Genomic DNA, 14259 nt, shown 5'->3' on the forward strand with positions numbered 1-14259 from the left:
CAGCCTGAAGATGAAGGGCGTGGGCAAGACCGAGCGCCACACCCGGGCAAAAGACTTGCTCGATCGGGTGGCCATGGGGGCATTGGCCAATCGCAAGCCGGCCGAACTCTCGGGTGGCCAGCAACAGCGGGTGGCACTTGCCCGCGCCCTGATCACCCGGCCGAAGGTATTGCTGCTCGACGAGCCGCTGTCGGCGCTCGACCCTTTTTTGCGCATCCAGATGCGGGCCGAGCTGCGCCGCTGGCAAAAAGAGCTGGGCCTGACCTTCATCCACGTCACCCATTCGCAGGAAGAAGCGATGGCGCTGGCCGACACCATGGTGGTCATGAACCACGGGCTGATCGAACAGGTTGGCTCGCCCCATGAAATCTACAACCGCCCGGCCAGCGAATTCGTGGCCCGCTTCATGGGTGGCCACAACGTGCTGGACACCGCTGCAGGAAAAATCGGGGTACGCACCGACCACATGCAGGTCACGCCCGCCAGCCAGGCTGCGCCCGACGGACTGCACAGCAAACGCGCCGTCATCACGGATGTCGAATACCAGGGCACCTATGTGCTGCTGGGTCTGCAACACCCGGGCGTGTCACCAACCGCCCATGCCACGGCCGAGTTGTCGGTGATGGTGTCAGAAGCGGCGTTTGCGGCCCGGCCCTATTCGCTGGGTGAAGCCGTTCAGCTGTCTTGGGCGCCAGAGGCGGCTCACAGTCTGAAGACCACGCCCAGCCCGCAACTCTCCGCCGTGCTCTGACGGCAACTGTTTCTCGTTCCTTGTTCTCAACCCCGTCTTCGCAAGAAGATTTCAGCACGCCACCAGGAGTTCCCACCATGTCCGACTCGAATCCCGATACCACCGACATCCCTCTGGGCCATCTGCAACGCCGCTCCCTGCTCAAGGGCACGGCCGGCATTCTGGCCACCGGCATTTTCCCGGCGGTCCATGCCCAGGAAAAAATCGTGCTGCGCTACCTCGGCACCGCCGTGAACCAGGACAAGGCCATTGCCGAAAAATTCAAGGCCGACACCGGCATCACCATCCAGTACGTGGCCGTCACCACCGATGACGTGACCAAGCGCGCCGTGACCGCGCCCAACAGCTTCGATTTGATCGACACCGAATATTTCTCGCTCAAGAAGATCGTGCCCACCGGCAACCTGAAGGGCATAGACATCAAGCGCATCAAGAATGCCGACAAGATCACCTCGCTATTCACCACCGGCATGGTGGCAGGTAAGGCCGTGGGCGACCAGGGAACGGCACCCAAGAAAGTGATTTTTCTGGAGGGCGAAAAGAGCAAGGTGTTTGCCAAGAGCCCGACGCAATTCATGTCGCTCATCCCCACCGTGTACAACGCCGACACGCTGGGCATCCGCCCCGACCTGATCAAGCGCCCCATCAACTCCTGGGCCGAACTGCTGAACCCCGAGTTCAAGGGCAAGGCCGCCATCCTGAACATTCCGTCCATAGGCATCATGGATGCGGCCATGGTGGTCGAGGCCATGGGCCTGTACAAGTACCCCGACAAGGGCAACATGACCAAGAAGGAAATCGACCTCACCATCAAGACCCTGATCGAAGCCAAAAAAGCCGGCCAGTTCCGCAGCCTGTGGAAGGACTTCAACGAGTCCGTCAACCTGATGGCCTCGGGCGAAGTGGTGATCCAGTCGATGTGGTCGCCCGCCGTGACGGCTGTGCGCACCAAGGGCATTGCCTGCAACTTCCAGCCGCTGAAAGAAGGTTATCGCGCCTGGGCGGCCGGTTTCGGCCTGCCGGCCACGCTCTCGGGCAAGAAGCTCGACGGTGCCTACGAATTCATCAACTGGTTCCTCGACGGCTGGGCTGGCGCCTATCTGAACCGCCAGGGTTACTACAGCGCCGTGCTCGAAACCGCCAAGGCCAAGATGGAAGCCTATGAATGGGCCTACTGGATGGAAGGCAAACCCGCCAGCCAGGACATCAAGAGCCCCAATGGCGATGTGCTGGCCAAGACCGGTACCGTGCGCGACGGCGGCAGCTACGAAACCCGCATGGGCGGCATCGCCTGCTGGAATGCCGTGATGGACGAAAACAACTACATGGTCCAGAAATGGAATGAGTTTGTAGCGGCCTAGAGGTATGCACACCCCTGTTGCCGCTCACCGCGTGTAGCGGCCTCTCCCCTTGCAGGGGACGACACTTGCGGCCCGGCAAAGCCGGTTCCGCGGTGTCCTGGAACAGGCATCGCTTCGCTTGCCCTGATGCCGGACGCCGGCGGGTGAGCGCAACTCAACCATTTGGATATTTATGAGTGCTCCTGCTGTCGCTGCCCATTCCGCCCCAGCCAAAGCGCCTGCGCCTGCGCGTGCGCTGGCCGCCTGGTGGCAGGCCATGCCGCTGACGGCGGTTTTTGTGCTGTTTTTTCTCATCCCGCTGGCGTTGATCCTGATGGTCAGCTTCTGGGACTTCAACGAATACGAATTGCTGCCGGGCTTTACCCTGAAGAATTATGTTTCCATCTTCGAGGGCTGCGGCAACACCTCCGACCTGTGCGTCACCGTCAAGACCTATCTTTCGACCTTCAAGTTCAGCTTTCTGGTCTGGCTGATCACGCTGGTGACCGGCTTTGCCGTGTCTTATTTTCTGGCTTTTCATGTGCGCTCGCAAAGCGTGCAGACACTGCTGTTCGTGCTGTGCACCATCCCGTTCTGGACGTCGAATGTGATTCGCATGATCTCGTGGGTGCCGCTGCTCGGCCGCAACGGCCTGGTCAACCAGAGCCTGCAAAGCCTGGGTCTGGTGAATCAGCCGATTGAGTGGCTGCTGTTTTCCGACTTTTCGGTGGTGCTGGCTTTTGTACACCTGTACACCATGTTCATGATCGTGCCGATTTTCAACTCCATGATGCGCATAGACCGCAGCCTGATTGAAGCGGCCAACGACAGCGGCGCCTCAAGCTGGCAGACGCTGTGGAACGTCATCGTGCCGCTGTCGCGCACCGGCATCATCATCGGCTCCATCTTCGTCATCACCATCGTGATGGGCGACTTCGTCACCATTGGCGTCATGGGCGGGCAGCAGATCGCCTCCGTCGGCAAGATCATTCAGGTGCAAACCTCTTACCTGCAGTTCCCGCTGGCAGCGGCCAATGCCGTCATTTTGCTGGCGCTGGTACTGATGATCATCTGGGCGCTGACCCGGCTGGTTGACATTCGCAAGGAGCTCTAGAAATGACAGCCCCCACGCTTTTGGTTTCGCCGCTCTTCGAGAACACTTCGTGTAATACGCTGCCCCCCGAAGGGGCGCTCAGTGCCCTTCGGGCGGCCGGGCGGGCACTGACATGAGCAACGACAAACGCCCTGCCGGCTTCTGGTTTCTGGCCCTGCTCTTTGCGCTGTTCGTGCTGTTTCTGTACGGGCCGATGCTGGTCATCGTGGTGCTGAGTTTTCAGGGGCCTGAGGGCGGTCTCACCTTCCCGCTGCGCGGCGTGTCGCTGCACTGGTTCTACAAGCTGGCTGAAGGGCTGGGCGTGGTGGATATCGGCGCGGCGCTCAAGCGTTCGCTCGGCCTGGGCCTGGCGGTGATGGCGTTCACCGTGGTGTTCTCGGTGCTGGCCGGGCTGGCTTTTCGCAAGAAGCTCGCGGGCGGCAACCTGCTGTTTCTGGTGGTGGTGGCCAGCCTGATCATGCCGTCCATCATTGTCTCGCTGGGCATCGGCCTGGAGTTCCGCCTGCTTGACACCGGCCTCAAGAAAGCGCTTGAACTGCTGGGGATGACGGGCGCGCTGGAGGGGTACGGCACGGCGCTGGGTCTGTTCAGCTCGGCGCTTGGGGCGCACCTGACCTGGACCCTGCCGTTTGGCCTCTTGATCATGTTTGCCATCTTCAATCGCTTCAACCCCGCTTACGAAGAAGCCGCGCGCGACCTCGGCGCCACGCCGTGGCAGGGCTTTCGCCATGTGGTGCTGCCGCTGATCGCGCCGTCGGTGGTAGGGATAGGCATGTTCGGCTTCACCCTGAGCTGGGATGAGATCGCCCGCACCTCCCAGGCCATTGGTGATGTCAATACCCTGCCGCTGGAGCTGCAGGGCCTGACCACCACCGTCACCACGCCGTCCATCTACGCACTGGGCACGGTCACCACCCTGGTGTCCTTGCTCGTCATGGGCGTGGCCGTTGGCCTGGCCACGTGGCTGGGCCGGCGGCAGAAGAAAGGCACCCGATGAGCCAGGCAACGCCCGCAACACCGCTGACCGACAGCGCGATGTATGAACGCTTGGTCTCGGCCATCCTCGACCACCGCCTGCCGCCGGGCACCAAGCTGGTGGAAGACAAGCTGGCCAGCGCATTCGGCGTGTCGCGTACACGCATCCGCCCGGTGCTGGCACGCCTGGCCAATGAGCAGGTGGTCACCCTCATCCCCAATCGCGGCGCCACCATCGCCCAGCCCACCGAGCAGGAGACGCGCGAAGTCTTCGAAGTGCGCCGGTTGATCGAGCCCACACTGGTGGAACTGTTCATCGCCAACGCCAGCGAGGCCGACATGCAGCAGCTCAAGCGCTGCATCGACGACGAGGAGGCCGCGCGCCTGGCGGGCGACATGCACCGCGCGATCCGGCTGTCGGGCGACTTCCACCTGCAGATCGCCGAGCGTGCCGGCCACCAGACGCTGGGCCGCATCCTGCGCGAGCTCACGTCGCGCACGTCGCTCATCCTGATGACCTACCACACGGCCCACAAGCGCAGCCGTGACGAAGCCGCCGCCTGCGGCTGCCGCGAACACCGTGTCCTGCTTGACGCCATCCGCCTGCGCGATGCCCGGGAAGCCGCGCACCACATGCGCGAGCACCTGACGCGGCTGGAGTCCCAGCTGCAATTCACGCCGCCCGCGGACGACGCACCCGACCTGTCCACGCTGTTTGCCGGCACGGTGTAGGGCAGCCCGGGACATGCGCAAGCTGCTGGTCATCAACCCGAACACCTCGGCCTCGGTCAGCGCGCGGCTGCAAACCCACGTGCAGGCGGCCGCCGGGCTGCACGTGCAGGTACGCACCGTCACCGCGCGTTTCGGTGCCCCCTATATTTCGGACGAAGCCAGCTATGCCGTGGCCGCCCATGCCACGCTGGACGCCTGGGCCGCCGCGCTGACCGGGCCGGAGGGGCCTCCCCATGCCGTGCTGATCGGCTGCTTTGGCGACCCGGGCCTGCTGGCGCTGCGCGAGAGCAGCCCAGTGCCCGTCACCGGCCTGGCCGAAGCGGCGTTCATCGAGGCCGCGCGCCATGGGCGTTTCGCCATCGTCACCGGCGGCGAACGCTGGGGGCCGATGCTGCAGCGGCTGGCCCAGGCACTGGGCTATGCGCCGCTACTGACCGGCATCCACACCGTCGCACCGACCGGCGCGCAACTTGCTGCAGACCCTGCAGCCGCGAGCGCCTTGCTCAGCCACGCTTGCCGCGATGCGGTGCGCCAGCTCGGCGCGCAAACCGTCATTTTGGGCGGGGCGGGCCTGGCAGGCATGGCGGCGGCCATTCAGCCCGGATTGAGCGTCCCCATCATCGACAGCGTGCTTGCCGGCGCCCATTGGGCTTTGCGCACCCATGCGCCACCGGCTCAACGCAGCGCACCGGGGTTCGATGTACCTTGGGACAAGCTCTCGCCCGAACTCATCGCCTTGGGACTGCAGCGTACCGGGCCTGACGCCTCGTCCCCGCGAGGACCACACCACTGAACCTCTTGGCGCCTCGGTCTGAACAAGCAGCGGACATACCGGCCAGTCCAAGCGCGGCCCAGGCAGAAAGCCTAAAATGGATCTGTGCGCGCCCAAAACATTCTCAACGCTGATCTGCATTGCCATTCCGTCGTCTCCGATGGCACCCTGACCCCTGAAATACTCGCGGAGCGCGCCAAGGCCAACGGCGTCGAATTGTGGGCCCTGACCGACCACGACGAAATCGGCGGCCAGCACCGTGCCGCCGCCGCCGCCAAGGCGCAAGGCCTGCACTACCTCACCGGCACCGAGATCTCCGTCACCTTTGCCGGCGAAACCGTGCACATCGTGGGCCTGGGCTTCGATACCGACGATGCAGAGATGCAGCAAGGCCTGCGCAACACCCGGGGCGGGCGCGAGCAGCGCGCCAGGGAAATGGCCGAGTCGCTGGCCAAGGTCGGCATTCATGGCGCTTTTGAAGGCGCGCTGAAGTTTGTCGGCAACCCTGAACTGATTTCGCGCACGCACTTTGCCCGCTTTCTGGTGGAATCAGGCGTTTGCCGCGAGACGCCCGAGGTCTTCCGCAAATACCTGACCGAAGGCAAACCCGGCTATGTGCCGCACCGCTGGGCCACGCTGCGGGATGCCGTGACCTGGATTACGCAGGCGCACGGCGTCGCCGTCATTGCGCACCCGGGGCGCTACAACTTCTCGGCCAATGAAGAGTACGCGCTGTTTACCGAATTCAAGGCGCATGGCGGCCAGGCGGTGGAAGTCGTCACCGGCAGCCATACCCCGCAGGAATACGTGAAATATGCCGAAACCGCCAGGGAATTCGGCCTGGCCGCCTCGCGCGGCAGCGACTTCCACAGCCCCGGCGAGAGCCGCACCGACCTGGGCGCCCTGCCATTTTTGCCGGGCGACCTGACCCCGGTGTGGGAACTGCTGTCAGATCGCATTCAGGAATGAGCGGCCACGCCAGAACGCCGCCCCACGCGCTGGCGGGCATTGCACTGCTGGTGGCGGCCCTGGCCTGCTTTGCCGTGCTGGACACCACCACCAAGGCCATCACCCTGAGCGTGCCCGTGCTGATGGCGCTGTGGTTTCGCTATGCCTTCCAGGCCATTGCCACCACCGTGGTCGTGCTGCCCAGGCGCGGCTGGTCGCTGCCACCCACGGTCCATCCAAAATTTCAGTGCCTGCGCGGTGTGCTGCTGCTCAGCAGCAGCATGTTCGCGTTCTTCAGCCTCAGGTACATGCCGGTGGGCGAGTTCACGGCGATTGTCATGATCACGCCGCTGGCCATGACCGTGCTGGCTTCATTCGCGCTGGACGAGCGGGTTTCCGTGCTGCGCTGGGCCCTGGTGGCTGGCGGCTTTGCGGGCACGCTCATCATCATCCGCCCGGGTGGCGAGCGTTTCAGCTGGGCCATGCTGCTGCCGCTGGGTCTGGTGGTTTCGAATGCCTGGTTCCAGATTTTGACGAGCCGGCTGGCGCGCACCGAAGACCCGGTCACCATGCATTTCTACACCGGCTGGGTGGGCACGCTCATCGTGTCACTGGCCCTGCCGTTTGCCTGGACCTCGCTGGATTCATGGACGCTGTGGGCCGGACTGGGACTGATGGGCTTCATGGGGACCGTCGGGCATTTCATGATGATTCTGGCCTATGCCCGTGCGCCGGTATCCACCCTCACGCCTTTCCTCTACGCCCAGATCGGCTTTGCCATGGTGGGCGGATGGCTGGCGTTTTCCCATGTTCCCGACCACCTGTCCATGCTCGGCATGGGCATGATCGCGGTGTGCGGTGCGGCCGGCGCCTGGCTGGCGGTGCGCGAAAGCCGGGTCGCCATTCAGCCAACGGAATCCTGAGAGGTGTGCCATGGCCCAGTTTTTTGAAGTTCATCCCGACAATCCCCACGTCCGGCTGCTCCAGCAGGCGGTGGCCTTGCTGGAACGCGGCGGTATCGCGGCCGTGCCCACCGACTCCAGCTACGCGCTGGTCTGCCACCTGGACGACAAGGCGGCGGTCGACCACCTGCGCCGCATTCGCGGCGTGGACGAAAAGCATCACCTCACGCTGCTGTGCCGGGACTTGAGCGAACTGGCCAACTACGCGCGCGTCGATAACAAGCAATACCGGCTGCTCAAGGCGGCCACGCCCGGGCCTTACACCTTCATTCTGGAAGCCAGCAAGGAAGTGCCGCGCCGCGTCAGCCACCCCTCGCGCAAGACCATAGGCCTGCGCGTGCCCGAGCACAAGGCCTTGCAGGCCCTGCTGGAGCTGCACGGCGGGCCGCTGCTGGCCACCACCCTCATTCCGCGCGGCGAAACCGAGCCGCTCAGTGACGCCCAGGACATTGACAGCCAGCTGGAGCATGAACTGGCCGCCGTGATTGACGCCGGCGCCTGCTACAAGGCGCCCACCACCGTGATTGACTTGACGCCCATGACCAACGGCGGAGAGCCGGTGGTGATCCGCCAAGGCCGTGGCGATCTGGCCGCGCTGGGCCTGTAAAAGCCGCGCGGCGCGTCTGAGACAATCAGGGCATGGATATAGCCCACCTGATTCAAACCGTCGCCATTTATGCACTGCCCGTGCTGTTCGCCATCACGGTGCATGAAGCCGCGCACGGCTATGCGGCCCGCCACTTTGGCGACAACACGGCTTACGTACAGGGCCGCATCACGCTGAACCCGCTCAAGCACATCGACCCTATAGGCACCATCGCGATGCCGCTGCTGCTGTATTTCGCGACCTCGGGCGCCTTTCTGTTTGGCTACGCCAAGCCGGTTCCGGTCAATTTCGGGGCCTTGCGCAACCCCAAGCGCGACATGATCTGGGTCGCCCTCGCCGGCCCCGCGTCGAATTTTGCGCAGGCCCTGCTGTGGGCCGTGCTTCTGGTGCTGCTGGCCGGCACGGGCACCCAGGAGCGCTTCTTCATCGAAATGGCGCAAGCGGGCATTGCCGTGAACCTGGTGATGTGGGCCTTCAACCTGTTCCCGCTGCCCCCGCTGGACGGCGGCCGCATTCTCGTGGGCCTGCTGCCCTGGAAGCAGGCCCAATGGGTGGCACGCATTGAGCCCTGGGGATTTTTCGTGGTGATGGGCCTGGTCATCGCCGGCGTCGTGGGCAACTTGTGGCTGCGACCGCTCATGTCGGTGGGCTACGCGGTCATCAACCTCCTGATGTCGCCCCTGCTCTCGCTGCTCCGCTAATTTGTTCGCTGACCTCTTGCTGGCACCCTTTGTATGACCCTCGCCTCTACCGCTTCCGCCCAACGCTTCCTCACGGGCATCACCACCACGGGCACGCCCCACCTGGGCAACTTCGTGGGCTCCATACGCCCCGCGGTGGCCGCCAGCCGCCTGCCCGGCGTACAGAGCTTTTACTTCCTGGCCGACTACCACGCGCTGATCAAGTGCGACGACCCGGCACGCATCCAGCGCTCCACCCTGGAAATTGCCGCCAGCTGGCTGGCCGCCGGCCTGGACCCCGCACACGCCACGTTTTACCGCCAGTCCGATGTCCCCGAAATCCCTGAGCTCACCTGGCTGCTGACCTGCGTCACCGGCAAGGGACTGCTGAACCGTGCCCACGCCTACAAGGCCTCGGTCGATAAAAACGAAGCCGCCGGCAATGAGCCCGATGCCGACGTCACGGCCGGCCTGTTCATGTACCCGGTGCTCATGGGTGCCGACATCCTGATGTTCAGGACGCACAAGGTGCCGGTCGGGCGCGACCAGGTCCAGCACATTGAAATGGCGCGCGACATGGCGCAGCGCTTCAACCACCTGTATGGCGAGCACTTTGTGCTGCCCGAAGCGGTGGTGGAAGAGTCTGTGGCCCTGTTGCCCGGCCTGGACGGCCGCAAGATGAGCAAGAGCTACGACAACACCATTCCCCTGTTCTCGCCGCCTGAGCAGCTGCGCAAGCTGATCGCCGGCATACTGACCGATTCACGCGCACCTGGCGAGCCCAAGGACGTCGAAGATTCGGCGCTGTTCCAGATTTATCAGGCCTTTGCCAGCGCCACAGAGACGGCGGTGCTGCGCCAGGCCTATGCCGACGGCATTGCCTGGGGCGATGCCAAGCAAATGCTGTTTGAACGCATCGACCAGGAAGTGGCCCCCATGCGCGAGCGTTACCAGGCGCTCATCAGCCATCCCGGCGAAATCGAAGCCATCCTGCAGGCGGGCGCCCAGAAGGCACGCGCGGTGGCCACGCCATTCATGCGCGAATTGCGGCAAGCGGTTGGCCTGCGCAATCTTGGCACAACGGCCACGGCAGCCCCCAAAGGCAAAGCCGCCAAAACCGCTGCGCCGGCCTTCAAGCAATACCGCGAAAAAGACGGCAAGTTCCATTTCAAGCTGCTGGGTGCCGACGCCCGCCTGCTGCTGCAAAGCCAGGGCTTTGACTCGCCCCAGGAAGCGGCACAGGCCATTTCAGCCCTGCAAAAAGAAGGCGCTGCGGCGCTGGCCGCGCTACAGGGCAGGGTAGAAACCGCGCCGGGCATCTCGGCCAGCGAATTGGACGCCGCCCTGCGGTTTTTGACACCAGCCGGTCCCTGAACCTGGTGCGCGCGGGAACGGAAAAAGACGCCTCAGGGCCGTTGCAGGAACGCCATACGGCGTGATGGGATGCGAAAGTGCTTGTTGCCGAAAGAAATAGGCGTTAAAAGATACCAACTTGCTGATTTTTTCAAAACACCACAACTTTACTTTCCACGGTTATGCTCATCAACCCTGCGAAACAATACTTCAGACCTGAATTAATGAGTATTTTTGTAATAGATGACCACCCCCTGATGCGGGAGGCCGTCGTCATGCTGATACGCCGCTTGAGCAGCAAGGCCACTGTGACCGAGCTGGACCGGCTGGCGGCCGTCATGCCCGCTGTCCAGCAGCATGGCGTGCCGGAGTTGATCTGCCTGGACCTGAAATTGCCCGACACCAATGGCGTCTCGGGTGTTCGCGAACTGAAACACCAGTTCCCCGATGTCCCCCTGATCGTGCTCTCGGCGGCCCCGGCCCAGGACTACGAAGACCTGTCCATAGAAGCCGGCGCGGATGCCTATATCCAGAAATCGGCAGGCGCCACGGAAATCTCCAACGTGTTGCGCGTCTTTTTGAGCGAAGAGCTGGACCCGGAGTCCACCACCCCGACGGAAAAACTCTCCAAGCGGCAAAAGCAGCTGCTGGTGATGCTCGACAAGGGCATGAGCAACCGTGACATCGCCGAAGAACTGCAGATCAGCGAGCACACCGTGAAAGTGCATTTGTGGCGCCTGTTCCGCCGCCTGAACGTCAAGAGCCGCTCACAGGCTAGCCACCTCGCCCGCACCCAGGGCCTGCTGTAAGCCGGTTAACGCTGCGGCGGCGCCGGCGGCAATTCCACCCAGAACACGCTGCCCCGCCCGGGCTTTGAAGCCATGCCCACGGGGTGGCCCAGCGCCCGGCTCAGGCGCGAAACAATGGCCAGCCCCAGCCCAAAGCCCTCTTCCGTTCCCGGCAGGGGGATGCGGTAAAACTCCTGGAAAATCGCCTGCTGGTGCTCCTTGGCAATGCCCACGCCGGTATCCCAGACCTCGATGCACCATGCGCCATGCCTGCGTCGCGACGCCAGCAGAACACCGCCCTGGTGCGTGTTTCTCAGCGCATTCGACAGCAGGTTGCCCACCAGCCGCTTGAGCAGCACCGGATCAGAGCTCACCCGGCCCGACGCGATCCGGGTTCGGAATCGCAGACCACGCTCCTGGGCAAGCGGCGCATATTGCACTTCCAGGTCCTGAAGCAGGCCGGCCAGATCAATCTCCTGCCGGATGACCCTCAAAGGATCGGTGTCCAGCCCGGCGAGGTCGAACAGGGAGTTGAACAAGTCGTTGACCGCCTTGGTGGAGCGGACAATCTTGGGGGCGATCTGCGCAACAAATTCCGGCTCCGCGGCCAGCCAGTCGGCGTACAGGGCCAGCGCATGCACGGGCTGGCGCAAATCATGGGCGGCACTGGCAATGAAACGATTTTTGATTTCCACAGCCTCCAGGGCCGCGCGGCTCTTTTCCGTCAGGGAAGCGATCAGCGCCGAATTGTCATACTGCAGTTCGAGCGTGGCGCGCTGCACTTCATGAAAACGCTGGCCGGCAACCCGGATCACGGTCCAGTAAATCAACACCAGCGCCACCATTGCGTAGATGTTGAAGGTCGAAGGCAGGCCGCGCTCCGTGAGCAACTCATAGGCCAGGGAGGCCACCACCGCCAGGCCCAGTCCATTGACATAGGCGGTGAAGCAGGACAGGCAGGACGCAAAAGTGCCCACGGCAAAGCCCGCCAGGCCCACCAGGATCAGCATGCAGAGAAACTGGTCGTGGAGCGGGGCCCTTGGGAAAAAAACGAACATCGAAGCGCCCCAGATCATGGCGCTCAGGGACCATGTCCACCCATAGCGCGCCATGAAGGCCCGCAGCGGCGGGCCGGAGACGCCCACCAATTTGCGGTGGTAGACGCTGATGACGCCGTAGCGCACCAGGGTGATCACAGTGGCCGCCGCCGCCCACAGCCAAAGGCCAAGCGGCTCAACGCCTCCATGCAGGATGGCCAGCATGATCACGATCAGCACCAGCGCCGCATGCAGGGCGGGCCGGGCGTAGCGCATGAACGTCTGAATCAGCTGCATCTCGACCCACGCCTCACGCGAAACGTTGTCGCCGGTGGCGGACCGAGTCGCTGCAGTGAAGTCCATGAATGCGAGTTTACCGTCGCGTCTTACTGCCAGTCTTTTACTACCCGAGCGGCTCATGGACGGCATTGCATGCAACTCAGGGCGTTGAAATGTGCTGCCTCCATCCGCCGCAATCAGTTAAAAGTCACCCCGGCCCAACGCACCCTGCCAAGCACCGCGAAATCCCGATCGGGATCTTCATGGCCCTGAATGTCAAACGGCTCATAGGCCGGGTTATAGCTGCTCACGCGCAGTATTTTCCCTGGCAGCCTCTGCAGCTTTTTCACCAGCAGGGCTCCGTCTAGCCTGACCATATGAACGCCCTCGGTGAGGGCATCATGGTCCTGCAAGTCTGTCAGGACGGCATCTTTTGAGTGCAGCCACGGCTCCATGGAGACACCCGCCACCATGGACATGGCAATGTCGTTGTGGGAAATGCCCAGGTCGTATCGGATGAAGTGGGCATCAAAGGGGCGCATCGCAACCACCGATTCGATGTCATTGAATGCGCCCTTGCCGGCCGAGGACCGGAGGTCGAACAATGGCACATAAATAAACGCATCGATCTGCACCGCACGCAGGCCTTTAGGCACCGTTGCGGTGGGCTGGGCCTTGCCCGGCCGCTCACCGCCCAGCAAATACGCTGGGGTCGTGTTGTATTCCTTGGCGAGCACTTCAAGCTCAAATGCATCCGGCAGGCTATCGCCACGCTCAATGTTCCAGATGGTATTGCGGTGAACGCCAACAGTGGCCGCCACGTCATTGATTTCCCTTGCGCCCCGCGCCATCTTGCAACGCTGACCAAACTGGCGCATGAAGGCTGTCCTGGCTTCGGTCCGCACCGTTTTCAGGCCTGCCTTGTCAGCCGCTGCAGCGGCTTGGCGGAGATACCAGGCAATAGGCTCTTCAACGCTGGCCGGCGGCACCGGCTCGAAGGAATACGGCTTGGCATCACCAGTCTGTGCCGGCGCTGTTTCTTTTGTGCTCATGAACACTATTCTGTGTCGATAGACACAAAAAAGCAAACACAACCCATTGCGCATCAGGAAAAGCATAGAAGCGCCAGCATCAAAACAAATTCTTGAGCAAAAATTTGTTGACTTCAATTTATTTGTGCTGAAAATAATGGGTATGAGCACAAATAAATCGACACCCATACAAGAAGATATGCACCCCGCCGATGTCATTGCTGCTCTGCACAAGCGCGGCACCAGCCTTCGAAAAATAGCCATTGAGAACGGCTACAGCCATATACAGCGCGTACTGACCAGCCCCTGGCTGGCGGCCGAGCAATTGGTGGCAAAAGCGCTTGATAGAAAGCCGGAAGACCTGTGGCCTTCACGCTACCTGAATCCCGCTGACCGAGCGCTTGCTTTTCAGCAGACCCGCAAGATCACGGTGACCATGCCGTACCAGCACAAGCAACAACCCCGCAAGGTCTCGCATGAGTTGAGCGCCGGCAACTTCGGCCCGCTCAACGACGGCTTTCCCCACTCCCAGCAATAAAGGCCCTGCCAAGCAACACCACAAAATCACCGCCAGCCGTACCGTGCACTCCTGGGCAGAACCAGATGCCAATCATGGGAACCCCATCACCCAGGACGTGCGCGCACTGTGGCTGCGGTTGCGCAAGAGCGGCGGCTGGTGGACGCTGGACATGCTCAAGCATCACTGGAGGCCGACCTGCGCACCGCACGAAGTCCAGCACGCTATGGATGCGCTGGAGGCTGGTGGCTTTGTGGAAAGTCGCGACCAGGCGACCAACCTGCGCTATGGCGTCACTGCGAACTGCCAGGCGTTGCCCGGTTTTGAACCGTTCTGCCAATCAGAAGATGCCCAATGAGCGCCCCACGAACAC

16 protein-coding genes are annotated in these 14259 nt (G+C 62.8%); 14 read left to right on the forward strand and 2 right to left on the reverse strand.

Annotation, left to right across the window (positions count from 1 at the left end):
* The 12 genes from PJE01S_RS23440 to PJE01S_RS23495 all read left to right on the forward strand — a co-directional run.
* Positions 1–751: ABC transporter ATP-binding protein (locus PJE01S_RS23440; protein WP_157090463.1), on the forward strand; the 751-nt coding region annotated here is incomplete at its 5' end.
* 77 nt (positions 752–828) lie between these two features.
* Positions 829–2112, forward strand: coding sequence for an ABC transporter substrate-binding protein (locus PJE01S_RS23445; RefSeq protein WP_068836134.1), 1284 nt, complete (start codon positions 829–831; stop codon positions 2110–2112).
* 172 nt (positions 2113–2284) lie between these two features.
* Complete coding sequence (locus PJE01S_RS23450) at positions 2285–3205, forward strand: ABC transporter permease (RefSeq protein WP_068836135.1); 921 nt, start codon at positions 2285–2287, stop codon at positions 3203–3205.
* A gap of 112 nt (positions 3206–3317) precedes the next feature.
* Complete coding sequence (locus PJE01S_RS23455; protein WP_068836136.1) at positions 3318–4202, forward strand: ABC transporter permease; 885 nt, start codon at positions 3318–3320, stop codon at positions 4200–4202.
* Positions 4199–4912, forward strand: a complete 714-nt coding sequence (locus tag PJE01S_RS23460) for a GntR family transcriptional regulator (RefSeq protein WP_068836137.1) — start codon at positions 4199–4201, stop codon at positions 4910–4912. Before PJE01S_RS23455 ends, PJE01S_RS23460 begins: the two co-directional genes overlap by 4 nt.
* Positions 4913–4925: 13 nt before the next feature.
* The gene (locus PJE01S_RS23465; protein ID WP_068836138.1) at positions 4926–5705 is read left to right on the forward strand and encodes an aspartate/glutamate racemase family protein; all 780 of its coding nucleotides are present in this window, start codon (positions 4926–4928) and stop codon (positions 5703–5705) included.
* 84 nt (positions 5706–5789) lie between these two features.
* Positions 5790–6653 carry a 3',5'-nucleoside bisphosphate phosphatase gene (locus PJE01S_RS23470; RefSeq protein WP_068836139.1) on the forward strand — a complete coding sequence of 288 codons (864 nt, stop codon included), beginning with the start codon at positions 5790–5792 and terminating at the stop codon, positions 6651–6653.
* On the forward strand, positions 6650–7555 hold the full coding sequence (locus PJE01S_RS23475; protein WP_068836140.1) for a DMT family transporter: 906 nt from the start codon (positions 6650–6652) through the stop codon (positions 7553–7555). The genes PJE01S_RS23470 and PJE01S_RS23475 overlap by 4 nt, the downstream gene beginning before the upstream one ends.
* A gap of 10 nt (positions 7556–7565) precedes the next feature.
* Complete coding sequence (locus tag PJE01S_RS23480) at positions 7566–8201, forward strand: L-threonylcarbamoyladenylate synthase (RefSeq protein WP_068836141.1); 636 nt, start codon at positions 7566–7568, stop codon at positions 8199–8201.
* A gap of 32 nt (positions 8202–8233) precedes the next feature.
* Complete coding sequence (locus tag PJE01S_RS23485; RefSeq protein ID WP_068836142.1) at positions 8234–8902, forward strand: site-2 protease family protein; 669 nt, start codon at positions 8234–8236, stop codon at positions 8900–8902.
* A gap of 33 nt (positions 8903–8935) precedes the next feature.
* Positions 8936–10255, forward strand: coding sequence for a tryptophan--tRNA ligase (locus PJE01S_RS23490; protein ID WP_068836143.1), 1320 nt, complete (start codon positions 8936–8938; stop codon positions 10253–10255).
* A 203-nt stretch (positions 10256–10458) separates the two neighbouring features.
* Entirely contained in the window at positions 10459–11043 is a 585-nt protein-coding gene (locus tag PJE01S_RS23495; protein ID WP_084389733.1) for a LuxR C-terminal-related transcriptional regulator, read from the forward strand.
* Between the two features lie 5 nt (positions 11044–11048).
* Here PJE01S_RS23495 and PJE01S_RS23500 read toward each other — a convergent pair whose 3' ends face one another.
* A complete protein-coding gene (locus tag PJE01S_RS23500; RefSeq protein ID WP_068836144.1) occupies positions 11049–12422 on the reverse strand; it encodes a sensor histidine kinase in 1374 nt (457 codons plus the stop codon).
* 113 nt (positions 12423–12535) lie between these two features.
* On the reverse strand, positions 12536–13390 hold the full coding sequence (locus PJE01S_RS23505) for an XRE family transcriptional regulator (RefSeq protein ID WP_068836145.1): 855 nt from the start codon (positions 13388–13390) through the stop codon (positions 12536–12538).
* A 46-nt stretch (positions 13391–13436) separates the two neighbouring features.
* On the opposite strand from PJE01S_RS23505, the gene PJE01S_RS23510 reads away from it, so the two are divergent.
* Both PJE01S_RS23510 and PJE01S_RS23515 read left to right on the forward strand, forming a co-directional pair.
* Positions 13437–13907, forward strand: coding sequence for a helix-turn-helix domain-containing protein (locus PJE01S_RS23510; RefSeq protein ID WP_245660956.1), 471 nt, complete (start codon positions 13437–13439; stop codon positions 13905–13907).
* 97 nt (positions 13908–14004) lie between these two features.
* On the forward strand, positions 14005–14244 hold the full coding sequence (locus tag PJE01S_RS23515) for a hypothetical protein (RefSeq protein ID WP_068836146.1): 240 nt from the start codon (positions 14005–14007) through the stop codon (positions 14242–14244).
* Positions 14245–14259: the final 15 nt, after the last annotated feature.

The organism is Polaromonas jejuensis NBRC 106434 (genome assembly GCF_001598235.1).
GTDB classification, from domain to species: domain Bacteria; phylum Pseudomonadota; class Gammaproteobacteria; order Burkholderiales; family Burkholderiaceae_C; genus Polaromonas; species Polaromonas jejuensis.